This window comes from Citrobacter sp. Marseille-Q6884 (assembly GCF_945906775.1).
In the GTDB taxonomy this organism is placed as follows: Bacteria; Pseudomonadota; Gammaproteobacteria; order Enterobacterales; family Enterobacteriaceae; genus Citrobacter.
On sequence record NZ_CAMDRE010000001.1, the window covers coordinates 1,221,844 to 1,247,584 of the forward strand.

Consider the following 25,741-nt stretch of genomic DNA (forward strand, 5'->3'; position numbering starts at 1 on the left):
AGACCGGGGATGCCTTTAAAACCCTTAGTGACCGCAGGCGTTGAAAATCTGCTCAACACCTTTCTGTATCGTTCACCCGCGCTGAAATCAGCCCGAACGCGTTTGCAGAGTAAGGTGCTGCGTGTAGATCTCAAAGGATTTTCGACACCGCTGGTGCTGGTGTTCAGTGAGCGCCAGGTTGATGTGCTGGGGGCATGGGAAGGCGAAGCCGATTGTACCGTGATCACTCACGCCAGCGTGTTACCGAAATTACGCGACCGCCAGCAACTTACGACGCTGATTCGTAGCGGTGAGCTGGAAGTACAGGGCGATATTCAGGTGGTGCAGAATTTTGTGGCGCTGGCCGACCTGGCAGAGTTTGATCCCGCTGAATTGTTAGCGCCCTATACGGGCGATATCGTCGCGGAAGGGGTCAGCAAAGCACTGCGTGGTGGCGCGAAATTTCTGTGTCACACGATGCAACGTCAGCAGCGTTACGTTGCCGAAGCGATCACTGAAGAGTGGCGTATGGCTCCCGGTTCGCTTGAAGTGGCATGGTTTGCTGAAGAAACGGCAGCCGTTGAGCGCGCGGTCGAATCTCTGGCCAAACGGCTGGAAAAACTGGAGGCCAAATGACGCCAGGTGAAGTACGGCGCCTTTATTTCATCATTCGCACTTTTTTAAGCTACGGTCTTGATGAACTCATCCCCAAAATGCGTATTACGCTGCCGCTTCGGTTATGGCGTTACACATTGTTCTGGATGCCCAACCGACATAAAGAAAAGCCGCTGGGTGAGAGACTTCGGCTGGCTTTGCAGGAACTGGGGCCGGTGTGGATTAAATTTGGTCAAATGCTTTCCACCCGCCGCGACCTTTTCCCGCCACATATTGCCGATCAGCTTGCGCTATTGCAGGATCGGGTCGCTCCGTTTGATGGTCAACGAGCGAAGCAACAAATCGAAGAAGCCATGGGTGGGTTACCCGTTGAGGCGTGGTTTGATGACTTTGAGATTCAACCTTTGGCCTCTGCATCCATTGCTCAGGTGCATACCGCACGACTGAAATCGAATGGCAAAGACGTGGTGATCAAAGTTATCCGCCCGGATATTCTGCCGGTTATCAAAGCGGATTTAAAACTGATCTACCGCCTTGCCCGATGGGTTCCCCGGTTACTCCCTGATGGTCGTCGTTTGCGACCGACGGAAGTGGTCCGTGAATATGAAAAAACGCTGATAGATGAGCTGAATTTGCTGCGCGAGGCGGCCAACGCCATTCAATTGCGTCGTAATTTTGAAGACAGTCCGATGTTGTACATCCCGGAAGTCTATTCTGACTATTGCAGTCAGAACATGATGGTGATGGAACGTATTTACGGCATTCCCGTTTCAGATGTGGCAACCCTTGAGAAGAACGGCACCAACATGAAATTGTTGGCTGAACGTGGTGTGCAGGTCTTCTTTACCCAGGTCTTCCGTGACAGCTTTTTCCACGCAGATATGCACCCTGGCAATATTTTTGTCAGCTATGAGCATCCTGAAAACCCGAAATATATCGGTATTGATTGCGGGATTGTGGGCTCATTAAATAAAGAAGATAAGCGTTACCTGGCCGAAAACTTCATTGCGTTCTTTAATCGCGATTACCGCAAGGTTGCCGAGCTACACGTCGATTCTGGGTGGGTTCCCCCGGATACCAACGTCGAAGAGTTTGAATTCGCTATCCGTACCGTATGTGAGCCGATATTTGAAAAGCCACTGGCGGAGATTTCATTTGGTCATGTGCTGCTGAATCTGTTTAACACGGCACGCCGATTTAATATGGAAGTCCAGCCTCAACTGGTGCTGCTGCAGAAAACACTGCTGTATGTTGAAGGCGTCGGGCGACAGCTCTATCCGCAATTGGATTTGTGGAAAACGGCCAAACCATTCCTTGAATCCTGGATTAAAGATCAGGTCGGTATTCCGGCGCTTGTCAGGGCATTTAAAGAAAAAGCACCGTTCTGGGTCGAAAAAATGCCAGAAATACCTGAACTTGTGTATGACAGTTTGCGCCAGGGCAAATATTTACAGCACAGTGTTGATAAGATTGCGCGCGAGCTTCATGCAAATCATGTACGTCAGGGACAATCCCGTTATTTATTGGGTATTGGCGCAACGCTACTGCTAAGTGGGACATTCCTGCTGGTAAGCCGTCCTGAGTGGGGGCTGATGCCTGGCTGGTTAATGGCGGGTGGCGTCATTGCCTGGCTGATAGGCTGGCGAAAAATGCGCTGAATTTTTCATCGCCCAAGGCAGGTCGTGTAACGTATACTACGGCCTTATTAATTCATCATCTATGACAGAGGAACATGTATGGGTGGTATCAGTATTTGGCAGTTGTTGATCATTGCCGTCATCGTTGTACTGCTATTTGGCACCAAGAAACTCGGCTCCATCGGTTCCGATCTTGGCGCGTCTATTAAAGGCTTCAAAAAGGCGATGGGAGATGATGAACCCAAGCAAGATAAATCCAGCCAGGATGCTGATTTTACTGCTAAATCCATCACCGATAAGCAAGGCGAAGTGAAAAAAGAAGACGCCAAAAGCAACGATAAAGAGCAGGTATAATCCGTGTTTGATATCGGTTTTAGCGAACTGTTATTGGTGTTCGTGATTGGCCTCATCGTTCTGGGGCCACAACGATTGCCGGTAGCGGTAAAAACGGTCGCAGGCTGGGTTCGCGCGTTGCGTTCCCTTGCAACTACTGTTCAGAATGAACTGACCCAGGAGCTAAAACTCCAGGAGTTTCAGGACAGCCTGAAGAAAGTTGAAAAAGCGAGTCTGACAAACCTCACGCCGGAGCTGAAAGCATCGATGGATGAACTGCGTGAAGCGGCAGAGTCGATGAAGCGTTCTTACAGCGTTAACGAACCTGAGAAAGCGAGCGATGAAGCGCACACCATCCATAATCCGGTGGTGAAAGGGAGTGAAGCGCAGCATGAGGGCGTGACCCCTGCCACCGCTGAAACGCAGGCTGATGCGCCGCAGCAAAAACCGCAATCCGCGGGTGCTAAGGCCCCAGAACCGACGGAAACCGCTTCCGAAACGGTGATGGACGCAGAAAAGAAAGCCGCCGCGCCTGTTGTTGAATCTTCCCCTTCGTCGAGTGATAAACCGTAAACATGGCTGTAGAAGATACTCAACCGCTCATCACGCATCTTATTGAGCTGCGTAAGCGACTCCTGAACTGCATTATTGCGGTTATCGTGATCTTTTTGGCGTTGGTTTATTTTGCCAACGACATTTACCACATGGTTGCGGCACCGCTGATCAAGCAGATGCCACAGGGTGCAACGATGATCGCCACCGATGTGGCCTCGCCGTTTTTTACGCCGATCAAGCTGACCTTCATGGTGTCACTGATCCTGTCTGCGCCAGTGATTCTGTATCAGGTGTGGGCCTTTATTGCGCCCGCGTTGTATAAGCATGAACGTCGCCTTGTTGTGCCGTTGCTGGTATCAAGTTCACTGCTGTTCTATATCGGTATGGCGTTCGCCTACTTTGTCGTCTTCCCGCTGGCGTTTGGTTTCCTTGCCAATACGGCTCCGCAGGGCGTACAGGTATCGACAGATATTGCCAGCTATCTTAGCTTCGTCATGGCGCTCTTTATGGCGTTCGGGGTCTCGTTTGAGGTACCTGTCGCTATTGTGCTGCTGTGCTGGATGGGTATTACGACCCCTGATGATTTACGTAAGAAACGTCCTTATGTCGTCGTCGGCGCATTTGTCGTGGGAATGTTGTTGACCCCACCTGATGTCTTTTCGCAAACGCTACTGGCAATACCCATGTACTGCCTGTTTGAAGTGGGCGTTTTCTTCTCTCGTTTCTATGTGGGTAAGCGACGCACGCGAGATGAAGACAACGAGGCTGAGAATGCAAAAGAAGCCGAAGCCACCGAGAAAACCGAAGAATAAATTCAACCGCCCGTCAGGGCGGTTGTCATATGGGAGGAAGCATGTTTGATATTGGCGTCAATTTAACCAGTTCGCAATTCTCGAAAGACCGGGATGAGGTGGTCGCGCGGGCTTTCGCTGCTGGCGTGAACGGCATGCTTCTGACGGGGACAAATCTGCATGAAAGCGAACAGGCGTTAACGCTGGCGAAGCAATATCCGCATTGCTGGTCCACGGCAGGTGTTCATCCCCATGACAGCAGCCAGTGGCAATCCTCAACTGAAGAGGCCATTGTGGCGCTGGCAAACCAGTCTGAGGTGGTTGCGATTGGCGAATGCGGTCTGGATTTCAATCGTAATTTCTCCACCCCGCAAGAGCAGGAGAAAGCCTTTGAAGCACAATTGCGCATTGCCGCTGAGCTGCAGATGCCTGTTTTCATGCACTGTCGGGATGCCCACGATCGGTTTTTGACGCTACTGGAACCCTGGCTGGATAGCCTTCCGGGCGCGGTGTTGCATTGCTTTACCGGTACGCGTCAGGAGATGCAGGAGTGCGTGGATCGGGGACTTTACATTGGGATCACCGGGTGGGTCTGCGATGAGCGCCGGGGGCTGGAACTTCGGGAACTGCTGCCTTTTATCCCGGTGGAACGGCTCCTGATTGAAACCGATGCCCCTTATCTACTCCCCCGCGATTTATTGCCTAAACCCACTTCGCGGCGCAATGAGCCTGCACATCTGCCGCATATTCTTGAGCGTATTGCTCACTGGCGCGGGGAAGATCCACAATGGCTATCCGCAACGATTGATGCCAATGTGAGAACGTTGTTTGAGGTGAGCTTCTAAGTCGATTAGATTTTACGAAAGCCGGTATTTTTCACGCTTTGTCTGACTTCTTTATTGAGCAGGTTAAGCAGCAGCATGGAGCGTGCTTCGCCGTCAGGTTCGGTGAAAATCGCTTTCAGTCCCTCAAATGCACCTTCCGTGATAATCACGCTGTCACCCGGATAAGGTGTTTCCGGGTCAACAATCCCTTCGGGCTTATAGATGGAAAGCTGGTGAATCACCGCAGAAGGAACCGTCGCCGGGGTTGCGCCAAAGCGTACGAAGTGGCTGACGCCACGTGTGGCATTGATCGTCGTGGTGTGGATCACTTCCGGGTCGAATTCGACAAACATGTAATTCGGGAACAGTGGCTCACTGACTGTGGTACGTTTACCGCGCACCATTTTTTCCAGGGTGATCATTGGCGTCAGGCAGTTCACCGCCTGTCTTTCCAGGTGTTCCTGGGCACGCTGAAGTTGCCCGCGTTTGCAGTACAGTAAATACCAGGATTGCATAGTAACTCTTATCCGTTTGTTCTTGGCGTAAGCATAACAAAAGCCGTGCGCTAAGTTAATTATACCCGCCTGAAAGTAACTCTGAATCTGTTGGGTATATAATCCCTGGGCTGTATGTACCGCCAGAGTTCACGCTAATTTAACAAAAATACAGCATCACAATGATGAACGCCGTATAATGAGGCGCTTACGAAGAGGCCACAATGGACGCCATGAAATATCACGATTTACGCGACTTCCTGACGCTGCTTGAACAGCAGGGTGAACTCAAACGCATTACGCTTCCGGTGGATCCCCATCTGGAAATCACTGAAATTGCCGATCGCACCCTGCGTGCGGGTGGACCTGCGTTGCTGTTTGAAAACCCCAAAGGCTATTCAATGCCAGTGCTGTGTAACCTGTTTGGCACACCGAAGCGTGTGGCAATGGGAATGGGGCAAGAAGATGTCTCCGCGCTGCGGGAAGTGGGTAAACTGTTGGCGTTTTTGAAAGAGCCGGAGCCACCTAAAGGATTCCGCGATCTGTTTGATAAGCTGCCGCAGTTCAAGCAGGTGCTGAATATGCCGACCAAACGGCTACGCGGCGCGCCTTGTCAGCAAAAAATCGCTTCAGGCGATGAGGTCGATTTAAACCGTATTCCGATAATGACCTGCTGGCCAGAAGATGCAGCTCCGCTGATTACCTGGGGACTCACCGTCACGCGAGGACCGCATAAAGAGCGGCAGAATCTGGGCATTTATCGCCAGCAACTGATTGGAAAAAATAAGCTCATTATGCGCTGGTTGTCGCATCGTGGCGGCGCGCTTGATTATCAGGAGTGGTGCGCTGCGCATCCTGGCGAGCGTTTCCCGATTTCTGTGGCATTAGGGGCTGACCCTGCGACCATTCTGGGCGCGGTAACTCCCGTTCCTGATTCACTATCTGAATACGCGTTTGCCGGGTTGCTGCGCGGAACTAAGACCGAAGTGGTCAAATGTATCTCTAACGATCTCGAAGTACCGGCCAGTGCAGAAATTGTTCTGGAGGGGTATATCGAACCGGGCGAAATGGCGCCGGAAGGTCCTTATGGTGACCACACTGGTTACTATAATGAAGTGGATAGCTTCCCGGTCTTTACCGTCACGCATATTACCCAGCGTGAAGACGCGATTTACCATTCAACGTATACCGGTCGTCCGCCCGATGAGCCAGCGGTATTGGGCGTAGCGCTGAACGAAGTGTTCGTGCCGATTCTGCAAAAGCAGTTCCCGGAAATCGTCGATTTTTACCTGCCGCCGGAAGGCTGCTCTTATCGACTGGCCGTTGTAACAATGAAAAAACAGTACGCTGGGCATGCCAAACGCGTCATGATGGGCGTTTGGTCGTTTTTGCGTCAGTTTATGTACACGAAGTTTGTTATTGTCTGCGATGATGATGTTAACGCACGTGACTGGAATGATGTGATTTGGGCGATTACGACCCGTATGGACCCGGCCCGGGATACGGTGTTAGTCGAGAATACGCCAATTGATTACTTGGACTTTGCCTCGCCGGTTTCCGGTCTTGGTTCAAAAATGGGACTGGATGCCACCAATAAATGGCCGGGTGAAACCCAACGAGAGTGGGGACGCCCGATTAAAAAAGATCCCAACGTGACGGCGCGTATTGACGCCATTTGGGATGAATTAGCCATCTTTAATGACGGCAAAAGCGCCTGAGGCGCGATTGTTTTGCCTATAGATCCGACAGAGAGAGCGCATGACAACCTTAAGCTGTAAAGTGACCTCGGTAGAAGCTATCACTGACACCGTATATCGCGTTCGTTTAGTGCCAGACGCGGCGTTTTCCTTTCGTGCTGGTCAGTATTTAATGGTCGTGATGGATGAGCGGGATAAGCGTCCGTTCTCCATGGCATCTACGCCGGATGAGCACGGGTTCATTGAGCTGCACGTTGGCGCTTCTGAGCTCAATCTGTATGCCATGGCAGTGATGGATCGAATCCTGAAAGACCGGGAAATCACGGTCGATATCCCGCACGGCGAGGCCTGGTTGCGCGATGACGAAAATCGCCCGCTGATCCTGATTGCTGGCGGTACGGGGTTCTCTTACGCGCGCTCAATTTTGCTGACGGCTCTGGCGCGTAATCCAAACCGTGATGTCACGATTTACTGGGGTGGACGGGAAGAGAAGCATCTCTACGATCTCTCTGAGCTGGAAGCCTTGTCAGTGAACCATCCCAACCTGCGTGTTGAGCCGGTCGTGGAGCAGCCAGAAGCGGGCTGGCGTGGTCGTACGGGTACCGTATTAACGGCGGTATTACAGGATTACGGTACGCTGGCGGAACACGATATCTACATTGCCGGCCGTTTTGAGATGGCAAAAATCGCGCGCGACCTGTTCTGCAACGAGCGCAGTGCACGTGAAGATCGCCTGTTTGGCGATGCGTTCGCGTTTATTTAAGAAATAAAAAACCCGCCCCTGACAGGCGGGAAAAACGGCAACTAATTGTTATACAGCGGCGTTCTCGTTGCAGACCGGATAAGACGTTTTTGTGTCGCTATCCGGTTTTGCCGGGAGCGCTTCATGCTCCCGACCCGCAATACACCTCTCCTGGCTTAAACGCGCTCAAATACAGTGGCGATACCCTGACCCAATCCGATACACATCGTCGCCAGACCAAACTGTACGTCTTTGCGCTCCATCAGGTTAAGCAGAGTGGTGCTGATACGTGCGCCGGAACATCCCAGCGGATGGCCCAGCGCGATCGCACCGCCGTTGAGGTTGATCTTCTCGTCAATCTGCTCCATCAGTCCCAGATCTTTAATACACGGCAGGATCTGTGCGGCAAAGGCTTCGTTCATTTCAAACAAACCGATATCACGGGTGGAGAGTCCTGCTTTTTTCAGCGCCAGTTTTGAGGCCGGAACCGGACCGTAGCCCATAATGGACGGATCGCAGCCTACAACCGCCATTGAGCGAATACGTGCGCGGGGTGTCAGACCCAGTTCACGGGCACGACTTTCGCTCATTACCAGCATGGCGGCTGCGCCATCAGAGAGAGCGGAAGAGGTGCCTGCGGTGACCGTGCCGTTGACCGGATCAAACGCCGGACGCAAGGTGGACAACGCTTCAACAGTGGTTTCCGGGCGGATGACTTCGTCGTAGTTAAACTGCTTCAGTACGCCATCAGCGTCATGACCGCCGGTTGGGATGATTTCGTTTTTAAACGCACCGGACTGTGTCGCGGCCCAGGCTCTGGCGTGAGAACGTGCGGCGAAGGCATCCTGCATTTCACGGCTGATGCCGTGCATACGGGAAAGCATTTCTGCCGTCAGACCCATCATTCCCGCCGCTTTGGCGACGTTGCGGCTCAACCCTGGATGGAAATCGACACCGTGGCTCATGGGAACATGACCCATATGTTCGACGCCACCCACCAGGCATGCCTGCGCATCACCCGTCATGATCATACGCGCCGCGTCATGTAATGCCTGCATTGACGAACCACACAGACGGTTGACCGTGACTGCCGGAACGGAGTGCGGGACTTCAGCCAATAACGCGGCGTTGCGGGCGATATTGAAACCTTGCTCCAGCGTCTGTTGCACGCAACCCCAGTAAATATCATCAAGAGCGGTTGGCTCCAGGGCTGGATTACGCGCCAGCAGGCTACGCATTAAATGTGCGGAGAGATCTTCCGCCCGCACGTTTCGAAACGCGCCCCCTTTCGAACGGCCCATTGGGGTACGGATCGCATCAACAATTACAACCTGTTCCATTGTGACTCCTTAAGCCGTTTTCAGGTCGCCAACCGGGCGAGCAGGCTCAACCGGGGGATAATACGGTTCGTTATGACGCGCTTTATTACGCAGACCTTCCGGTACGTCGTACAGCGGACCAAGGTGCTGATACTGCTGCGCCATATCGAGATATTTCGCGCTACCGAGCGTATCCAACCAGCGGAACGCACCGCCGTGGAACGGAGGGAAGCCCAGGCCATAAACCAGTGCCATATCGGCTTCTGCCGGGCTGGCGATAATGCCTTCTTCCAGACAACGCACCACTTCGTTAACCATAGGGATCATCATGCGGGCGATAATCTCTTCATCGCTAAAGTCACGCTTCGGCTGGCTGACGTCTGCCAGCAGACTCTCGACAGTGGCGTCTTCTTCTTTCTTCGGCTTACCCTTGTTGTCTTCTTTATAGCGCCAGAATCCAAGACCGTTTTTCTGTCCAAAACGGTTCGCGTCAAACAGCGCGTCAATCGCATCGCGATAATCTTTCTGCATGCGCTGCGGGAAGCCTGCTGACATTACCGCCTGCGCGTGATGAGCGGTATCGATGCCAACGACGTCCAGCAGGTATGCCGGGCCCATCGGCCAGCCAAACTGTTTTTCCATTACCTTATCCACTTTGCGGAAGTCCGCACCGTCGCGCAGTAACTGGCTAAAACCGGCGAAGTAAGGGAACAGTACGCGGTTGACGAAGAAGCCGGGGCAGTCGTTAACCACAATTGGTGTTTTGCCCATTTTGCTGGCCCAGGCCACGACTTTGGCAATGGTTTCATCCGAGCTTTTCTCGCCGCGAATGATCTCGACCAGTGGCATGCGGTGGACCGGGTTAAAGAAGTGCATCCCGCAGAAGTTTTCCGGGCGTTTCAGAACGCTCGCCAGCTCGCTGATAGGGATCGTAGAGGTGTTCGAGGCCAGTACCGTATCCGGGCGCACCTTCTCTTCGGTCTCTGCCAGTACCGCTTTTTTCACTTTCGGGTTTTCAACGACCGCTTCCACCACCACGTCTACACGCTCAAACCCGGTATAGTCGAGGGTTGGATGAATGGTTGAAATCACACCTGCCATTTTCAGACCATCAATCTTGCCGCGCTCAAGCTGTTTATTCAGCAGCTTGGCGGCTTCGGTCATGCCCAGCGTCAGCGACTTATCATTGATGTCTTTCATGATAACCGGCACACCTTTCCAGGCTGACTGGTAGGCAATACCGCCGCCCATAATGCCTGCGCCCAGCACTGCGGCCTGCTTCGGCGTCTCAATATCTTTCGTCAGCTTTTTCGCTTTCGCTTTTACATACTGATCGTTGAGGAAGATACCGACCAGCGCACGGGCTTCATGAGTATGTGCTAGTGGAACAAAGCTTTTGTTTTCCAGATTCAGTGCTTCTTCACGACCAAAGCGGGCGGCAGCTTCAATGGTTTTTACTGCTGTGATGGGCGCGGGGTAATGCTTACCCACCGTCTGCGCGACCATACCTTTGGCGATGGTAAAGCTCATCGCAGCTTCAATTTTGCTGAGTTTCAATGGTTCCAGTTTCGGCTGGCGTTTGGCTTTCCAGTCCAGAGAACCGTCAATCGCCTGACGCAGGACGGCAATTGCACCGTCGATCAGCTTCTCTTGTTTCACCACGCCATCGACCAGGCCGATTTTTAGCGCTTCTTCAGCGCCGACATCTTTCCCGGCAGCAATAATTTCCAGCGCGCTGTCCGCACCCAGCATACGTGGCATACGTACGGAGCCGCCAAAGCCCGGCATAATGCCCAGCTTTGTTTCCGGCAGGCCGATGCGCAGATCCGGCGTGGCCAGACGGTAATCTGTCGCCAGTACGCATTCGCACCCGCCACCCAGCGCATAGCCATTGACCGCAGAAAGGGTCGGGACAGGGAGATCTTCCAGGCGATTAAAGACGCTGTTGGCAAAATGCAGCCACTGGCTTAACTGTTCTTCTGGCACGAGGAACAGTGAAAGGAATTCGGTGATATCGGCACCGACAATAAAGGCCGCTTTGTTAGAACGCAGCAGCAGCCCTTTTAAATCATGTTGTTTTTCCAGCACATCAAGCGCATGGCCAAGGCTGGCAACGGTTGCCGTATCGAGTTTATTGACCGAACCAGGGGCATCGAACACCAGTTCGGCGATGCCATCTTCCAGCCAGTCGAGGTACAGGGTGTCGCCTTTGTAAAGCATGTCAGTCTCCTGAATCCGCAAGGTGATCTGGTCATACCAGATGAAGCGAAGTGTGTGTTTTGTGTTAAAAAAATGCAAATAAATGATTAAAGAAATGACGATTTGATCACGCTCGGCAGAAATCACGCAGTGAGATGACGATGTGCTAAGATGCGGTGACTTGAGGTCAAAAAAACAGAAGGGTAAATAATGGAATCACTGGCCGCACTCTATAAAAATCATATTGTTACCTTACAGGAACGGACTCGCGATGCGCTGGCGCGTTTTAAACTGGATGCGTTACTTATTCACTCCGGCGAGCTGTTCAACGTTTTTCTCGACGATCATCCGTATCCGTTTAAGGTTAACCCGCAGTTTAAGGCCTGGGTGCCGGTAACACAGGTCCCTAACTGCTGGTTGCTGGTGGATGGCGTGAATAAGCCAAAATTGTGGTTCTACTTGCCGGTCGATTACTGGCACAACGTTGAGCCGCTGCCGACCTCTTTCTGGACGGAAGAAATCGAGATCATTGCGCTGCCAAAAGCCGACGGTATTGGTAGCCAGCTGCCTGCGGCGCGCGGCAATATCGGTTATATCGGTCCGGTTCCTGAACGTGCGCTACAGCTGGACATTGCGGCCAGCAATATCAACCCGAAAGGGGTGATCGATTACCTTCATTATTACCGAGCCTATAAAACGGATTACGAGCTGGCTTGTATGCGTGAAGCGCAGAAAATGGCGGTGAGCGGGCATCGTGCGGCGGAAGAAGCTTTCCGCTCCGGTATGAGCGAGTTCGACATTAACCTGGCTTATCTGACCGCGACCGGTCATCGCGACACTGACGTGCCGTACAGCAACATCGTCGCGCTCAATGAACACGCCTCCGTACTGCATTACACCAAACTGGATCATCAGGCGCCTGCGGAAATCCGCAGCTTCCTGCTGGACGCCGGTGCAGAGTACAACGGTTACGCGGCAGACCTGACGCGGACCTGGTCGGCGAAAAGCGACAACGACTATGCGCAATTGCTGAAAGATGTTAACGACGAAGAACTGGCGCTCATCGCGACGATGAAAGCAGGCGTTAGCTATGTGGATTATCACATTCAGTTCCATCAGCGCATTGCGAAGCTGCTGCGTAAACATCAAATCATCACCGATATGAGTGAAGAGGCGATGGTAGAGAACAATCTCACCGGGCCATTTATGCCACACGGCATTGGTCACCCGCTGGGTCTGCAGGTCCATGATGTTGCGGGCTTTATGCAGGATGACAGCGGTACGCACCTTGCTGCGCCGTCGAAGTATCCGTACCTGCGCTGTACTCGTGTGCTCCAACCCGGCATGGTGTTGACCATTGAGCCAGGCATTTACTTTATCGAATCGCTGTTAGCGCCATGGCGTGAAGGGCAGTTCAGCAAACACTTTAACTGGCAGAAAATTGAAGCACTGAAACCGTTTGGTGGTATTCGCATTGAAGATAACGTGGTTATTCACGAGAACAATGTCGAAAACATGACGCGGGATTTGAAACTGGCTTGATGGACAGTTGGTTAATCCCTGCGGCGCCGGTTAGCGTCGTCGAAGAGATCAAAAAAAGCCGCTTCATTACCCTGCTCGCTCATACGGACGGTGTAGAGGCGGCGAAAGCGTTTGTTGAGTCAGTGAAAGCGGAACACCCGGACGCTCGCCACCATTGTGTGGCGTGGGTAGCGGGTGCGCCGAATGATTCACAACAGCTGGGATTTTCGGATGATGGCGAACCGGCGGGAACGGCAGGTAAACCGATGCTTGCTCAGCTCATGGGGAGCGGTGTCGGTGAAATCACCGCCGTGGTGGTGCGCTACTACGGCGGTATCCTTCTTGGTACCGGTGGGCTGGTGAAAGCCTACGGTGGCGGTGTGAATCAGGCGTTGCGTCAGTTAACAACGCAGCGCAAGACGCCATTAACCGAATATACTTTGCAGTGTGAGTACGGTCAGTTGGCCGGTATCGAAGCACTGTTGGGGCAGTTTGACGGTAAAATCGTTTCCAGTGATTACCAGGCATTGGTTCGGCTCAGGGTAGCGCTTCCTTATGCGAAAGTGGATGAATTTTCAGCAAAACTGGCGGATTTTAGTCGTGGTTCATTGCAATTGTTAGCGATTGAAGAATAATCCCCACCTCATTTGAAGAACTAAGGAAGCGGCAGAGATGCATTTTCGTGCCATTACCCGAATCGTTGGACTACTGGTTATTTTATTTTCGGGAACAATGATCCTTCCCGGACTGGTAGCGCTTATCTACCGTGATGGTGCGGGGCGAGCATTTACGCAGACTTTCTTTGTCGCGCTGGCGATTGGTTCCATGCTGTGGTGGCCGAACCGTAAGGAGAAAGGGGAGCTGAAATCCCGCGAAGGGTTTCTGATCGTCGTCTTGTTCTGGACGGTGCTGGGCAGCGTGGGTGCGCTACCGTTTATCTTTTCTGAAAGTCCTAACCTCACGATTACCGATGCGTTTTTCGAATCCTTCTCTGGATTAACGACCACGGGGGCGACGACGCTGGTGGGGCTGGATTCGTTGCCACACGCTATCCTCTTTTATCGACAGATGCTGCAATGGTTTGGCGGTATGGGGATCATCGTGCTGGCCGTTGCCATCTTGCCTATCCTCGGCGTTGGTGGGATGCAGCTCTATCGGGCAGAAATGCCGGGGCCGCTAAAAGATAATAAAATGCGCCCGCGTATAGCCGAAACGGCGAAAACGTTGTGGCTTATCTATGTTCTGCTGACGATCGCCTGTGCGCTGGCGTTATGGTTTGCCGGGATGCCGGCGTTTGATGCCATAGGGCACAGTTTTGCCACCATCGCGATCGGCGGCTTTTCAACACACGATGCCAGCGTAGGCTATTTCGACAGCCCGACGATCAACACGATTATTGCTATCTTCTTGCTGATCTCCGGTTGTAACTATGGTCTGCACTTCTCCTTATTAAGCGGGCGTAGTCTAAAGGTCTACTGGCGCGACCCCGAATTTCGCATGTTCATTGGTGTCCAACTGACGCTGGTGGCAATCTGTACGTTGGTGCTGTGGGTGCACAATACCTATGGCTCGGCGCTAACAACGCTCAATCAGGCCTTTTTCCAGGTGGTGTCGATGGCGACCACTGCGGGGTTCACAACGGACAGTATTGCCCGTTGGCCGTTATTCCTGCCGGTTTTGTTGCTGTGTTCTGCGTTTATTGGTGGCTGTGCCGGGTCAACGGGCGGTGGTTTGAAGGTGATTCGTATCCTGTTGCTGTTCAAGCAGGGGAACCGTGAACTCAAACGACTGGTCCACCCCAATGCGGTCTACAGTATTAAGCTGGGTAATCGTGCATTGCCGGAACGTATTCTGGAGGCGGTATGGGGATTCTTCTCTGCCTATGCACTGGTCTTTATTGTCAGCATGCTGGCCATTATCGCGACCGGTGTGGATGACTTCTCCGCATTCGCCTCTGTTGTGGCGACGCTCAATAACCTGGGACCAGGGCTGGGCGTTGTTGCCGATAACTTTGCCAGTATGAACCCGGTGGCGAAATGGATCCTGATTGCCAATATGTTGTTTGGTCGTCTGGAGGTCTTTACTCTGCTGGTGCTCTTTACCCCTACCTTCTGGCGTGAATAATGGAGTAACACGTGAAAACACTGATTCTTTTTTCTTCCCGGGATGGGCAAACGCGTGAAATCGCCGAGTATCTGGCTTCTGAATTAAAAGAACTGGGCGTCTGGGCTGATGTCGTGAACTTGCATCGCACTGAAGAGCCTGACTGGAAAAACTATGACAGCGTGGTGATCGGCGCATCGATTCGTTACGGTCATTACCATTCTGCGTTTCAGGAATTTGTGAAGAAGCATGCCACGCAACTGAATGCGATGCCAAGTGCGTTCTACTCCGTTAACCTGGTTGCCCGTAAGCCGGAAAAACGCACCCCGCAAACCAACAGCTACGCACGGAAGTTTCTGATGAGCTCGCCATGGCGACCAGACCGTAGTGCGGTGATCGCAGGAGCCTTGCTTTATCCTCGCTATCGTTGGTATGACCGCGTCATGATCAAATTGATTATGAAGATGTCAGGCGGTGAAACGGATACGAATAAAGAAGTGGTGTATACCGATTGGGAGCAGGTGGCGAGTTTTGCCCGCGAAATTGCCCAATTAACCAACAAAGCGTCGTTAAAATAAACGTAAAGAATAAAAAATACGCACTCGGAAGGTTTTTTTAAATTTCCGCTTGTCAGCCTGAAATAACTCCCTATAATGCGCCTCCACTGACACGGAACAACGGCACGCAAGCCGCCGGGTCAGCGGGGTTCCACAGAGAACCTCACGGAGAAAAGCGAAATTAAATGCTTGACTTCGAAGCGGGATGGCGTAATATGCACACCCCGCGCCGCTGAGAAAAAGCGAAGCGGCACTGCTCTTTAACAATTTATCAGACAATCTGTGTGGGCACTCAATGATACGGATTCTTAACGTCGCAAGACGAAAAATGAATACCAAGTCTCTGAGTGAACACGTAATTCATTACGAAGTTTAATTCACGAGCATCAAACTTAAATTGAAGAGTTTGATCATGGCTCAGATTGAACGCTGGCGGCAGGCCTAACACATGCAAGTCGAACGGTAGCACAGAGGAGCTTGCTCCTTGGGTGACGAGTGGCGGACGGGTGAGTAATGTCTGGGAAACTGCCCGATGGAGGGGGATAACTACTGGAAACGGTAGCTAATACCGCATAACGTCGCAAGACCAAAGAGGGGGACCTTCGGGCCTCTTGCCATCGGATGTGCCCAGATGGGATTAGCTAGTAGGTGGGGTAACGGCTCACCTAGGCAACGATCCCTAGCTGGTCTGAGAGGATGACCAGCCACACTGGAACTGAGACACGGTCCAGACTCCTACGGGAGGCAGCAGTGGGGAATATTGCACAATGGGCGCAAGCCTGATGCAGCCATGCCGCGTGTATGAAGAAGGCCTTCGGGTTGTAAAGTACTTTCAGCGAGGAGGAAGGCATTAAGGTTAATAACCTTAGTGATTGACGTTACTCGCAGAAGAAGCACCGGCTAACTCCGTGCCAGCAGCCGCGGTAATACGGAGGGTGCAAGCGTTAATCGGAATTACTGGGCGTAAAGCGCACGCAGGCGGTCTGTCAAGTCGGATGTGAAATCCCCGGGCTCAACCTGGGAACTGCATTCGAAACTGGCAGGCTAGAGTCTTGTAGAGGGGGGTAGAATTCCAGGTGTAGCGGTGAAATGCGTAGAGATCTGGAGGAATACCGGTGGCGAAGGCGGCCCCCTGGACAGAGACTGACGCTCAGGTGCGAAAGCGTGGGGAGCAAACAGGATTAGATACCCTGGTAGTCCACGCTGTAAACGATGTCTATTTGGAGGTTGTGCCCTTGAGGCGTGGCTTCCGGAGCTAACGCGTTAAATAGACCGCCTGGGGAGTACGGCCGCAAGGTTAAAACTCAAATGAATTGACGGGGGCCCGCACAAGCGGTGGAGCATGTGGTTTAATTCGATGCAACGCGAAGAACCTTACCTACTCTTGACATCCAGAGAACTTAGCAGAGATGCTTTGGTGCCTTCGGGAACTCTGAGACAGGTGCTGCATGGCTGTCGTCAGCTCGTGTTGTGAAATGTTGGGTTAAGTCCCGCAACGAGCGCAACCCTTATCCTTTGTTGCCAGCGGTTAGGCCGGGAACTCAAAGGAGACTGCCAGTGATAAACTGGAGGAAGGTGGGGATGACGTCAAGTCATCATGGCCCTTACGAGTAGGGCTACACACGTGCTACAATGGCATATACAAAGAGAAGCGACCTCGCGAGAGCAAGCGGACCTCATAAAGTATGTCGTAGTCCGGATTGGAGTCTGCAACTCGACTCCATGAAGTCGGAATCGCTAGTAATCGTGGATCAGAATGCCACGGTGAATACGTTCCCGGGCCTTGTACACACCGCCCGTCACACCATGGGAGTGGGTTGCAAAAGAAGTAGGTAGCTTAACCTTCGGGAGGGCGCTTACCACTTTGTGATTCATGACTGGGGTGAAGTCGTAACAAGGTAACCGTAGGGGAACCTGCGGTTGGATCACCTCCTTACCTTAAAGAACCGTCCTTGTAGTGTCCACACAGATTGTCTGATGAAAATTAGCAGTAAGAAATCTCTGCAGGCTTGTAGCTCAGGTGGTTAGAGCGCACCCCTGATAAGGGTGAGGTCGGTGGTTCAAGTCCACTCAGGCCTACCAAATTCTTTCTGATGCCGAAGGGTGTTCCGGAAGATTAAGGTAAATGAGATGACTTCGATGGGGCTATAGCTCAGCTGGGAGAGCGCCTGCTTTGCACGCAGGAGGTCTGCGGTTCGATCCCGCATAGCTCCACCATTACTTACTGCAAAAACCCAAGAAAACTTCAGAGTGTACCTGAAAAGGTTCACTGCGAAGTTTTGCTCTTTAAAAATCTGGATCAAGCTGAAAATTGAAACGACACACTGTGTCTGTTCTCCGTAATAAGAACAGATAAATGGTGTGTCCGAGTCTCTCAAATTTTCGCAACACGATGATGAATCGAATGAAACATCTTCGGGTTGTGAGGTTAAGCGACTAAGCGTACACGGTGGATGCCCTGGCAGTCAGAGGCGATGAAGGACGTGCTAATCTGCGATAAGCGTCGGTAAGGTGATATGAACCGTTATAACCGGCGATTTCCGAATGGGGAAACCCAGTGTGTTTCGACACACTATCATTACGTGAATACATAGCGTAATGAAGCGAACCGGGGGAACTGAAACATCTAAGTACCCCGAGGAAAAGAAATCAACCGAGATTCCCCCAGTAGCGGCGAGCGAACGGGGAGCAGCCCAGAGTCTGAATCAGCATGTGTGTTAGTGGAAGCGTCTGGAAAGTCGCACGATACAGGGTGAAAGTCCCGTACACAAAAGTGCATGTGTTGTGAACTCGAAGAGTAGGGCGGGACACGTGGTATCCTGTCTGAATATGGGGGGACCATCCTCCAAGGCTAAATACTCCTGACTGACCGATAGTGAACCAGTACCGTGAGGGAAAGGCGAAAAGAACCCCGGCGAGGGGAGTGAAAAAGAACCTGAAACCGTGTACGTACAAGCAGTGGGAGCCTCTTTATGGGGTGACTGCGTACCTTTTGTATAATGGGTCAGCGACTTATATTCTGTAGCAAGGTTAACCGAATAGGGGAGCCGAAGGGAAACCGAGTCTTAACTGGGCGTTAAGTTGCAGGGTATAGACCCGAAACCCGGTGATCTAGCCATGGGCAGGTTGAAGGTTGGGTAACACTAACTGGAGGACCGAACCGACTAATGTTGAAAAATTAGCGGATGACTTGTGGCTGGGGGTGAAAGGCCAATCAAACCGGGAGATAGCTGGTTCTCCCCGAAAGCTATTTAGGTAGCGCCTCGTGAACTCATCTTCGGGGGTAGAGCACTGTTTCGGCTAGGGGGTCATCCCGACTTACCAACCCGATGCAAACTGCGAATACCGAAGAATGTTATCACGGGAGACACACGGCGGGTGCTAACGTCCGTCGTGAAGAGGGAAACAACCCAGACCGCCAGCTAAGGTCCCAAAGTCATGGTTAAGTGGGAAACGATGTGGGAAGGCACAGACAGCCAGGATGTTGGCTTAGAAGCAGCCATCATTTAAAGAAAGCGTAATAGCTCACTGGTCGAGTCGGCCTGCGCGGAAGATGTAACGGGGCTAAACCATGCACCGAAGCTGCGGCAGCGACACTATGTGTTGTTGGGTAGGGGAGCGTTCTGTAAGCCGTTGAAGGTGGCCTGTGAGGGTTGCTGGAGGTATCAGAAGTGCGAATGCTGACATAAGTAACGATAATGCGGGTGAAAAACCCGCACGCCGGAAGACCAAGGGTTCCTGTCCAACGTTAATCGGGGCAGGGTGAGTCGACCCCTAAGGCGAGGCCGAAAGGCGTAGTCGATGGGAAACAGGTTAATATTCCTGTACTTGGTGTTACTGCGAAGGGGGGACGGAGAAGGCTATGTCGGCCGGGCGACGGTTGTCCCGGTTTAAGCGTGTAGGTGTGTGTTCCAGGTAAATCCGGTTCACTCTAACACTGAGGCGTGATGACGAGGCACTACGGTGCTGAAGTGACAAATGCCCTGCTTCCAGGAAAAGCCTCTAAGCATCAGGTAACACGAAATCGTACCCCAAACCGACACAGGTGGTCAGGTAGAGAATACCAAGGCGCTTGAGAGAACTCGGGTGAAGGAACTAGGCAAAATGGTGCCGTAACTTCGGGAGAAGGCACGCTGATAGGTAGGTGAAGCGACTTGCTCGTGGAGCTGAAATCAGTCGAAGATACCAGCTGGCTGCAACTGTTTATTAAAAACACAGCACTGTGCAAACACGAAAGTGGACGTATACGGTGTGACGCCTGCCCGGTGCCGGAAGGTTAATTGATGGGGTTATCCGTAAGGAGAAGCTCTTGATCGAAGCCCCGGTAAACGGCGGCCGTAACTATAACGGTCCTAAGGTAGCGAAATTCCTTGTCGGGTAAGTTCCGACCTGCACGAATGGCGTAATGATGGCCAGGCTGTCTCCACCCGAGACTCAGTGAAATTGAACTCGCTGTGAAGATGCAGTGTACCCGCGGCAAGACGGAAAGACCCCGTGAACCTTTACTATAGCTTGACACTGAACACTGGTCCTTGATGTGTAGGATAGGTGGGAGGCTTTGAAGTGTGGACGCCAGTCTGCATGGAGCCGACCTTGAAATACCACCCTTTAATGGCTGGTGTTCTAACGTGGACCCGTGATCCGGGTTGCGGACAGTGTCTGGTGGGTAGTTTGACTGGGGCGGTCTCCTCCTAAAGAGTAACGGAGGAGCACGAAGGTTAGCTAATCCTGGTCGGACATCAGGAGGTTAGTGCAAAGGCATAAGCTAGCTTGACTGCGAGAGTGACGGCTCGAGCAGGTGCGAAAGCAGGTCTTAGTGATCCGGTGGTTCTGAATGGAAGGGCCATCGCTCAACGGATAAAAGGTACTCCGGGGATAACAGGCTGATACCGCCCAAGAGTTCATATCGACGGCGGTGTTTGGCACCTCGATGTCGGCTCATCACATCCTGGGGCTGAAGTAGGTCCCAAGGGTATGGCTGTTCGCCATTTAAAGTGGTACGCGAGCTGGGTTTAGAACGTCGTGAGACAGTTCGGTCCCTATCTGCCGTGGGCGCTGGAGAATTGAGGGGGGCTGCTCCTAGTACGAGAGGACCGGAGTGGACGCATCACTGGTGTTCGGGTTGTCATGCCAATGGCACTGCCCGGTAGCTAAATGCGGAAGAGATAAGTGCTGAAAGCATCTAAGCACGAAACTTGCCCCGAGATGAGTTCTCCCTGAGACTTTAAGTCTCCTGAAGGAACGTTGAAGACGACGACGTTGATAGGTCGGGTGTGTAAGTGTAGCGATACATTGAGCTAACCGATACTAATGAACCGTGAGGCTTAACCTTACAACGCCGAAGCTGTTTTGGCGAAAGAGTAGACGATTTTCAGCCTGATACAGATAAAATTAACCGGCGAAAAGCGGGTTAATAAACAGAATTTGCCTGGCGGCTGTAGCGCGGTGGTCCCACCTGACCCCATGCCGAACTCAGAAGTGAAACGCCGTAGCGCCGATGGTAGTGTGGGGTCTCCCCATGCGAGAGTAGGGAACTGCCAGGCATCAAATCAAGCGAAAGGCCATCCGGAAGGATGGCCTTTTTGCGTTTGTGCGCATCTGAAACCGCCGGAAAACGGCGTAAACACCTTCTCCGACCCGTAATTATTGTCTTACCCACTGCGTAACAAACTCTGCAATTTGCCGTACATCGTTGATATCTAACAAAGGAACGTCCAGTGCAAGCGGGACGTCACTGGCAACCGCGACGACATGCTCATCAATCACCAACTCTTCCGCATGATGTCCGCAGTCTTGACGAAAAAGCAGGATCTTTGCGACAGGTTCATGCTTAAAGCCCTCAACAAGTACCATATCCAACGTTGAAGCATCCATCCTGCTGACCAGATACGCTAAATCCAGCTGAGGTTCATCCGGTGTTTCTGTCATTAACGCCCAACGCTGCTGGCTGGCGACCAACGTTTGAGCTGCACCCGCTTTGCGTAACTCATAGCTATCTTTACCCGGTTTATCGACATCCATATTGTGGTGTGTGTGCTTAATCAGCCCCGGACGAATACCTCTGGCGCACAGTTCCGGGATCAGTTTTTTAAGTAGCGTGGTTTTCCCTGTGCCGCTCCATGCTGCAATGCCAAGTAATGGGATCATGATTTATCCTGCCATCTGGCAAGTTCTTCCGGCGTATTCACATTTACAAAGGCGCCCATATGATCGCTGAAATCGACGGCGTGTCCGCCGGCCAGACCCATAAATACCATCACCCGTCGTTCACCTGACTGGAGGTATTCCTGTAATAACGGCTGTATATTTCTGTGCACCAGCGCAATAGCAGGATGATCCCGTTCTCCATCGTGCACCCATACGACCGGCGCGCCATTGCGTTGCTCTTTTAAACGAGTAACCAGGTTGCGGGGGATATAGGGCATATCGCAAGGGCAAAATAGAAACCATTCGCCAGGTTCCTGCTGAAAAACAGACAACATACCCGCCAGTGGGCCAGGAAAATCGGCCAGTGAATCCGGTATGACTTTCAGGCCGCTTTTCCGGTAAATATCTTGATGGCGATTAGCATTAACCACAACGGTCTCGACCTGGAGAGCGAGGGTATCCGCCACATGTCTCCATAAGGGCTTACCGCCCAGCTCCAGGAGACCTTTATCGGTTCCTCCCATTCGTCTGGCCTTACCGCCGGCCAGGACAACCCCTGTTATTGCACTATCCAGAATCACTGATATCGCCTCTTTTAATGTGGGATTGACCCTGCTAACGTATCCGTATCAAGCGTAAGGAGCACAACCATGAAATGTAAACGTCTGAATGAAGTTATTGAACTCCTCCAGCCAGCCTGGCAGAAAGAGCCTGATCTTAACCTGATGCAATTTTTACAGAAACTGGCAAAAGAGTCAGGTTTTGACGGTGAACTGGCGGATTTAACTGATGACATTCTGATCTATCACCTGAAAATGCGTGACTCAGCAAAAGATGCCGTCATCCCAGGTATCCAAAAAGATTATGAAGAAGATTTTAAAACTGCACTACTACGCGCACGTGGCGTAATTAAAGAGTAAAAGCTTGTAATCGCCACCACCGAAAGCGCTGCGAAATGATATCCTGAATCATTCGTAGTATTTTCCGGATGATGGGATGAACGACAACGCTTTTACTTTCCAGACGCTACACCCGGATACCATCATGGATGCGCTGTTTGAACAGGGGCTCCGGGTGGATTCCGGGCTTACTCCGCTCAACAGCTATGAAAACCGTGTCTATCAATTCCAGGACGAAGACCGTCGGCGCTTTGTCGTAAAGTTTTATCGTCCTGAGCGCTGGTCCGTTGATCAAATACTGGAAGAACATCAGTTTGCACTTGAGCTTGTGCAAGATGAAGTGCCGGTTGCGGCACCGATTGTGTTTGATGGTCAGACGTTATTGGGTCACCAGGGCTTCCATTATGCGATATTCCCCAGTGTAGGTGGGCGCCAGTTTGAAGCCGACAATATCGATCAGATGGAGGCTGTAGGCCGCTATCTGGGACGTCTGCATCAAACGGGGCGCAAACGTGCTTTTGCCTTCCGGCCAACGATTGGGCTTGAAGAGTACCTGACAGAACCGCGTAAGCTTTTCGAGAATGCGCAGATCATTCCCTCAGGGCAAAAGGCCGCTTTCCTGAAAGCAACAGATGCGCTTATTGCGGTAGTGACCGAACGATGGCACACGCGTTTTGAGACTTTACGATTGCATGGCGACTGTCATGCCGGGAACATTTTGTGGCGCGATGGCCCTATGTTCGTCGATTTGGACGATGCTCGTAATGGTCCGGCCATACAGGATTTATGGATGCTCCTCAATGGCGACAAAGCGGAACAACGCATGCAGCTTGAAACCATTATTGAGGCTTATGAAGAGTTTAGCGAGTTCGACACCGCTGAAATCGGACTCATTGAACCTTTACGCGCCATGCGTTTAGTTTATTATCTTGCCTGGTTAATTCGGCGTTGGGCTGACCCTGCTTTCCCCAAAAACTTTCCGTGGTTAACCGGGGAAGATTACTGGCAACGTCAGACAGCGACCTTTATTGAGCAGGCAAAAATACTGCAAGACCCCCCCTTACAATTAACGCCAATGTATTAATCGGAGAGACCTGAACATGAAAAAAATATGGCTGGCGCTGGCTGGTATGATTTTAGCTTTTAGCGCATCGGCAGCGCAGTTCCAGGACGGCAAGCAGTACACGACACTGGAAAAGCCTATTGCGGGTGAACCGCAGGTGTTGGAGTTCTTCTCCTTCTACTGCCCGCATTGCTACCAGTTCGAAGAAGTTCTTCATGTTTCTGATAACGTGAAGAAAAAACTGCCGGAAGGCACCAAAATGACCAAATATCACGTTGAGTTTTTGGGGCCGCTGGGTAAAGACCTGACTCAGGCGTGGGCAGTTGCGCTGGCGCTGGGTGTTGAGGATAAAGTCACTGCACCTTTGTTTGAAGCTGTTCAGAAAACGCAGACTGTTCAGTCAGTTGCTGATATCCGTAAAGTGTTTGTCGATGCAGGCATCAAAGGTGAAGATTATGATGCTGCGTGGAATAGCTTCGTAGTGAAATCACTCGTCGCACAGCAGGAAAAAGCCGCGGCGGATCTGCAACTGCAGGGCGTTCCGGCGATGTTTGTTAACGGCAAATATCAGGTAAATCCGCAGGGCATGGATACCAGCAGCATGGATATCTTTGTGCAGCAGTATGCTGATACTGTGAAACACCTCGTCGAGAAAAAATAATTCATCCCGAATGTCATACAGCCTGCGAATATTCGCAGGCTTTTTTTTATTCTTTTATAAATATAAATGCTTTCTGATAATTCATCATGTTACTGGACTTCCTCGCATCAGAAGTTGATATTCAGTGTTTTGATGTTTTATCAGGGATAATAAAATGATATGTAAAACAGCCGCGAGCATGGTTGTCGCTTTAGCCGTTATCTGGGGCGGCGGAACATGGTACACAGGGACGCAAATTCAATCGCGAATCGATAAGGATGTGAAAGAATTTAATTTCAGAATGAGGGATCACGGCGATGATCGTCAATTAACGGCCCGTTACGAAAACTTTGATAATAGTTTTTTTAGCTCACATTTTAAATTGTTCGTTAAAATTGATAAAGGAGCGGCCAGCCTTGGAATGAAAACAGGGCAAGAAATTGGGTTTGATATTAATGTCATCCACGGACCGTTGCCATTAATTTTTCATGGTGATTTTACACCGGCTATGGTGGCTGCAAAGTTAAGATTAGTGAACAATGAACTGACACAACCACTCTTTACCGCGGCTAAAGATAAGTCGCCTGGCGAAGCGACCATACGTTTCAGCTATGATGGTTCCTACTCAACTGTACTTGATGTGATGCCAGCTCAGTATACCGGTTTATCTTTTGGCAATGGTCAGTTTGCTATTGGTAAAGATGACAGCGGCCTGTCAAACCTGCAGATTAACGGCGAAGTAGAGAACGTCGTGATGAGTGTGAATAACGACAAAAAAGTCATTGCTGACTCCTTAAATGTCGATACTCTCTTGCGTCTGGAGGAAAAGAGCTATCCCATCGGTAACATCGCGCTAAAATTTAACAAGGCTACTCTCTCTGAGCGCGATGCTGGGCTTTTTAAAATGGACGCACTTATTATTAAAACATCGTCAGAGCGTGCAAAAAATAGCAAATATATTAATGCCAATCTGACCTACGTGTTCGAAAAAATTAAAAAGGAAAATCAGGATATTGGTAGTGGCCAGGTGTCATTAGTTGCGGAATCTATTGACCCATTAGCCGTGAGGGCGTTTATTAGTCAGTATGGCGTCACAATGAGGGAGTATTTTGCTAAGAACTCCCTGGAAAGTGATGATGCGAATTATAAAGCTCGCCGGTTTCATAGTGAGTTCTTAATAGCAAATATGCCAATTTTATTTAAAAGTGAGCCTGTTATTAAATTCCCTGTTTCATGGAACAATGCAGGCGGTGAGTTGACCGGAAGCTTAGACATCGCTTTTAAAGACCCAGGCAATATAATGCCGGCCACTGTTAAGGCTATTAAATCTGTGAATGCTGATTTTGTCGCTCCGATTACGTTTGCAACCGAGATGATAAAACAGTCTAAACTTGCCCAAGGCATGAATGCGAAGGATGCCCAGAGTCAGGCGCAAAAAGAAGTTAATGACATTAAACAATATGTTTCCATGCTCAATTTGTTAATGATTCATGAAAATAATGCTTCGTTGCGGGTACGTTATGTCCCGGGTCAAGTTAACTTTAACGGAAGACAAATGGCAGACGACCAATTTATGGCGCTTCTCAAAGGTCTCTCTCGCCGATAAAAGCGTACCGCCTCCGTTCA

The 25,741-nt window shown here is 51.3% G+C and carries 21 protein-coding genes, 2 tRNA genes and 3 rRNA genes; 21 read left to right on the plus strand and 5 right to left on the minus strand.

What is annotated here, in order from left to right:
* Positions 1 to 9: 9 nt before the first annotated feature.
* The 6 genes from ubiJ to tatD all read left to right on the plus strand — a co-directional run bounded on the left by ubiJ (position 10) and on the right by tatD (position 4,755).
* Positions 10 to 615 carry a ubiquinone biosynthesis protein UbiJ gene (ubiJ, locus tag N7268_RS05845; RefSeq protein ID WP_260862091.1) on the plus strand — a complete coding sequence of 202 codons (606 nt, stop codon included), beginning with the start codon at positions 10 to 12 and terminating at the stop codon, positions 613 to 615.
* Positions 612 to 2,252: a ubiquinone biosynthesis regulatory protein kinase UbiB gene (gene ubiB, locus N7268_RS05850; RefSeq protein ID WP_260862092.1), complete on the plus strand. Its 1,641-nt coding sequence runs from the start codon at positions 612 to 614 to the stop codon at positions 2,250 to 2,252. The genes ubiJ and ubiB overlap by 4 nt, the downstream gene beginning before the upstream one ends.
* A gap of 78 nt (positions 2,253 to 2,330) precedes the next feature.
* Positions 2,331 to 2,585: a Sec-independent protein translocase subunit TatA gene (gene tatA, locus N7268_RS05855; protein WP_260862093.1), complete on the plus strand. Its 255-nt coding sequence runs from the start codon at positions 2,331 to 2,333 to the stop codon at positions 2,583 to 2,585.
* Between the two features lie 3 nt (positions 2,586 to 2,588).
* Positions 2,589 to 3,137, plus strand: a complete 549-nt coding sequence (gene tatB, locus N7268_RS05860) for a Sec-independent protein translocase protein TatB (protein ID WP_260862094.1) — start codon at positions 2,589 to 2,591, stop codon at positions 3,135 to 3,137.
* Positions 3,138 to 3,139: 2 nt separating this feature from the next.
* Entirely contained in the window at positions 3,140 to 3,931 is a 792-nt protein-coding gene (gene tatC, locus N7268_RS05865; protein WP_260862095.1) for a Sec-independent protein translocase subunit TatC, read from the plus strand.
* Positions 3,932 to 3,972: 41 nt separating this feature from the next.
* On the plus strand, positions 3,973 to 4,755 hold the full coding sequence (gene tatD, locus N7268_RS05870; protein WP_260862096.1) for a 3'-5' ssDNA/RNA exonuclease TatD: 783 nt from the start codon (positions 3,973 to 3,975) through the stop codon (positions 4,753 to 4,755).
* Positions 4,756 to 4,760: 5 nt separating this feature from the next.
* Here the strand turns inward: tatD and rfaH are convergent, their stop codons facing one another.
* A complete protein-coding gene (gene rfaH / locus N7268_RS05875; RefSeq protein WP_260862097.1) occupies positions 4,761 to 5,249 on the minus strand; it encodes a transcription/translation regulatory transformer protein RfaH in 489 nt (162 codons plus the stop codon).
* Between the two features lie 203 nt (positions 5,250 to 5,452).
* Between rfaH and ubiD the strand changes: the two genes are divergently transcribed.
* Positions 5,453 to 6,946, plus strand: coding sequence for a 4-hydroxy-3-polyprenylbenzoate decarboxylase (gene ubiD, locus N7268_RS05880; RefSeq protein WP_260862098.1), 1,494 nt, complete (start codon positions 5,453 to 5,455; stop codon positions 6,944 to 6,946).
* A gap of 40 nt (positions 6,947 to 6,986) precedes the next feature.
* Entirely contained in the window at positions 6,987 to 7,688 is a 702-nt protein-coding gene (gene fre / locus N7268_RS05885) for an NAD(P)H-flavin reductase (RefSeq protein ID WP_198907368.1), read from the plus strand.
* A 155-nt stretch (positions 7,689 to 7,843) separates the two neighbouring features.
* Here fre and fadA read toward each other — a convergent pair whose 3' ends face one another.
* Entirely contained in the window at positions 7,844 to 9,007 is a 1,164-nt protein-coding gene (fadA, locus tag N7268_RS05890; protein ID WP_260862099.1) for an acetyl-CoA C-acyltransferase FadA, read from the minus strand.
* 9 nt (positions 9,008 to 9,016) lie between these two features.
* The gene (gene fadB / locus N7268_RS05895; RefSeq protein WP_260862100.1) at positions 9,017 to 11,206 is read right to left on the minus strand and encodes a fatty acid oxidation complex subunit alpha FadB; all 2,190 of its coding nucleotides are present in this window, start codon (positions 11,204 to 11,206) and stop codon (positions 9,017 to 9,019) included.
* A 189-nt stretch (positions 11,207 to 11,395) separates the two neighbouring features.
* Here fadB and pepQ point away from each other — a divergent pair, with 189 nt between their 5' ends.
* The 9 genes from pepQ to rrf all read left to right on the plus strand — a co-directional run bounded on the left by pepQ (position 11,396) and on the right by rrf (position 20,909).
* The gene (gene pepQ / locus N7268_RS05900; protein WP_260862101.1) at positions 11,396 to 12,727 is read left to right on the plus strand and encodes a Xaa-Pro dipeptidase; all 1,332 of its coding nucleotides are present in this window, start codon (positions 11,396 to 11,398) and stop codon (positions 12,725 to 12,727) included.
* Positions 12,727 to 13,341: an IMPACT family protein gene (locus N7268_RS05905; RefSeq protein WP_260862102.1), complete on the plus strand. Its 615-nt coding sequence runs from the start codon at positions 12,727 to 12,729 to the stop codon at positions 13,339 to 13,341. Before pepQ ends, N7268_RS05905 begins: the two co-directional genes overlap by 1 nt.
* Positions 13,342 to 13,378: 37 nt before the next feature.
* Positions 13,379 to 14,830, plus strand: coding sequence for a Trk system potassium transporter TrkH (trkH, locus tag N7268_RS05910; RefSeq protein WP_198907363.1), 1,452 nt, complete (start codon positions 13,379 to 13,381; stop codon positions 14,828 to 14,830).
* Between the two features lie 11 nt (positions 14,831 to 14,841).
* Complete coding sequence (gene hemG / locus N7268_RS05915; protein WP_260862103.1) at positions 14,842 to 15,387, plus strand: menaquinone-dependent protoporphyrinogen IX dehydrogenase; 546 nt, start codon at positions 14,842 to 14,844, stop codon at positions 15,385 to 15,387.
* Between the two features lie 373 nt (positions 15,388 to 15,760).
* Positions 15,761 to 17,302 (plus strand): 16S ribosomal RNA (locus tag N7268_RS05920).
* Positions 17,303 to 17,371: 69 nt separating this feature from the next.
* Positions 17,372 to 17,448, plus strand: a tRNA-Ile gene (locus N7268_RS05925).
* A 59-nt stretch (positions 17,449 to 17,507) separates the two neighbouring features.
* A tRNA-Ala gene (locus tag N7268_RS05930) sits at positions 17,508 to 17,583 on the plus strand.
* 209 nt (positions 17,584 to 17,792) lie between these two features.
* Positions 17,793 to 20,698: ribosomal RNA gene (locus N7268_RS05935) — 23S ribosomal RNA — on the plus strand.
* A gap of 95 nt (positions 20,699 to 20,793) precedes the next feature.
* Positions 20,794 to 20,909 (plus strand): 5S ribosomal RNA (rrf, locus tag N7268_RS05940).
* Together the 16S, 23S and 5S rRNA genes with 2 tRNA genes alongside form the textbook arrangement of a ribosomal RNA operon.
* Before the next feature lie 100 nt (positions 20,910 to 21,009).
* Here the strand turns inward: rrf and mobB are convergent.
* Both mobB and mobA read right to left on the minus strand, forming a co-directional pair.
* On the minus strand, positions 21,010 to 21,513 hold the full coding sequence (gene mobB / locus N7268_RS05945; RefSeq protein WP_260862104.1) for a molybdopterin-guanine dinucleotide biosynthesis protein MobB: 504 nt from the start codon (positions 21,511 to 21,513) through the stop codon (positions 21,010 to 21,012).
* Positions 21,510 to 22,094, minus strand: coding sequence for a molybdenum cofactor guanylyltransferase MobA (mobA, locus tag N7268_RS05950; RefSeq protein ID WP_260862105.1), 585 nt, complete (start codon positions 22,092 to 22,094; stop codon positions 21,510 to 21,512). Before mobA ends, mobB begins: the two co-directional genes overlap by 4 nt.
* Before the next feature lie 69 nt (positions 22,095 to 22,163).
* On the opposite strand from mobA, the gene N7268_RS05955 reads away from it, so the two are divergent.
* The 4 genes from N7268_RS05955 to N7268_RS05970 all read left to right on the plus strand — a co-directional run bounded on the left by N7268_RS05955 (position 22,164) and on the right by N7268_RS05970 (position 25,721).
* Positions 22,164 to 22,433 carry a YihD family protein gene (locus N7268_RS05955; protein ID WP_042325406.1) on the plus strand — a complete coding sequence of 90 codons (270 nt, stop codon included), beginning with the start codon at positions 22,164 to 22,166 and terminating at the stop codon, positions 22,431 to 22,433.
* A 76-nt stretch (positions 22,434 to 22,509) separates the two neighbouring features.
* Positions 22,510 to 23,496, plus strand: a complete 987-nt coding sequence (locus N7268_RS05960) for a serine/threonine protein kinase (RefSeq protein ID WP_260862106.1) — start codon at positions 22,510 to 22,512, stop codon at positions 23,494 to 23,496.
* Between the two features lie 16 nt (positions 23,497 to 23,512).
* Complete coding sequence (gene dsbA, locus N7268_RS05965) at positions 23,513 to 24,136, plus strand: thiol:disulfide interchange protein DsbA (protein ID WP_260862107.1); 624 nt, start codon at positions 23,513 to 23,515, stop codon at positions 24,134 to 24,136.
* A 154-nt stretch (positions 24,137 to 24,290) separates the two neighbouring features.
* The gene (locus N7268_RS05970; protein ID WP_260862108.1) at positions 24,291 to 25,721 is read left to right on the plus strand and encodes a DUF945 family protein; all 1,431 of its coding nucleotides are present in this window, start codon (positions 24,291 to 24,293) and stop codon (positions 25,719 to 25,721) included.
* The last annotated feature ends 20 nt before the right edge of the window (positions 25,722 to 25,741 follow it).

What these genes read in the sequence shown, in the direction of transcription:
- ubiJ (WP_260862091.1), top strand. Translation starts at nt 10, where the DNA reads ATGCCTTTAAAACCCTTAGTGACCGCAGGCGTTGAAAATCTGCTCAAC.
- ubiB (WP_260862092.1), top strand. Translation starts at nt 612, where the DNA reads ATGACGCCAGGTGAAGTACGGCGCCTTTATTTCATCATTCGCACTTTT.
- tatA (WP_260862093.1), top strand. Translation starts at nt 2,331, where the DNA reads ATGGGTGGTATCAGTATTTGGCAGTTGTTGATCATTGCCGTCATCGTT.
- tatC (WP_260862095.1), top strand. Translation starts at nt 3,140, where the DNA reads ATGGCTGTAGAAGATACTCAACCGCTCATCACGCATCTTATTGAGCTG.
- tatD (WP_260862096.1), top strand. Translation starts at nt 3,973, where the DNA reads ATGTTTGATATTGGCGTCAATTTAACCAGTTCGCAATTCTCGAAAGAC.
- rfaH (WP_260862097.1), bottom strand. Translation starts at nt 5,249, where the DNA reads ATGCAATCCTGGTATTTACTGTACTGCAAACGCGGGCAACTTCAGCGT.
- ubiD (WP_260862098.1), top strand. Translation starts at nt 5,453, where the DNA reads ATGGACGCCATGAAATATCACGATTTACGCGACTTCCTGACGCTGCTT.
- fre (WP_198907368.1), top strand. Translation starts at nt 6,987, where the DNA reads ATGACAACCTTAAGCTGTAAAGTGACCTCGGTAGAAGCTATCACTGAC.
- fadA (WP_260862099.1), bottom strand. Translation starts at nt 9,007, where the DNA reads ATGGAACAGGTTGTAATTGTTGATGCGATCCGTACCCCAATGGGCCGT.
- fadB (WP_260862100.1), bottom strand. Translation starts at nt 11,206, where the DNA reads ATGCTTTACAAAGGCGACACCCTGTACCTCGACTGGCTGGAAGATGGC.
- pepQ (WP_260862101.1), top strand. Translation starts at nt 11,396, where the DNA reads ATGGAATCACTGGCCGCACTCTATAAAAATCATATTGTTACCTTACAG.
- N7268_RS05905 (WP_260862102.1), top strand. Translation starts at nt 12,727, where the DNA reads ATGGACAGTTGGTTAATCCCTGCGGCGCCGGTTAGCGTCGTCGAAGAG.
- trkH (WP_198907363.1), top strand. Translation starts at nt 13,379, where the DNA reads ATGCATTTTCGTGCCATTACCCGAATCGTTGGACTACTGGTTATTTTA.
- mobB (WP_260862104.1), bottom strand. Translation starts at nt 21,513, where the DNA reads ATGATCCCATTACTTGGCATTGCAGCATGGAGCGGCACAGGGAAAACC.
- N7268_RS05955 (WP_042325406.1), top strand. Translation starts at nt 22,164, where the DNA reads ATGAAATGTAAACGTCTGAATGAAGTTATTGAACTCCTCCAGCCAGCC.
- N7268_RS05960 (WP_260862106.1), top strand. Translation starts at nt 22,510, where the DNA reads ATGAACGACAACGCTTTTACTTTCCAGACGCTACACCCGGATACCATC.
- dsbA (WP_260862107.1), top strand. Translation starts at nt 23,513, where the DNA reads ATGAAAAAAATATGGCTGGCGCTGGCTGGTATGATTTTAGCTTTTAGC.
- N7268_RS05970 (WP_260862108.1), top strand. Translation starts at nt 24,291, where the DNA reads ATGATATGTAAAACAGCCGCGAGCATGGTTGTCGCTTTAGCCGTTATC.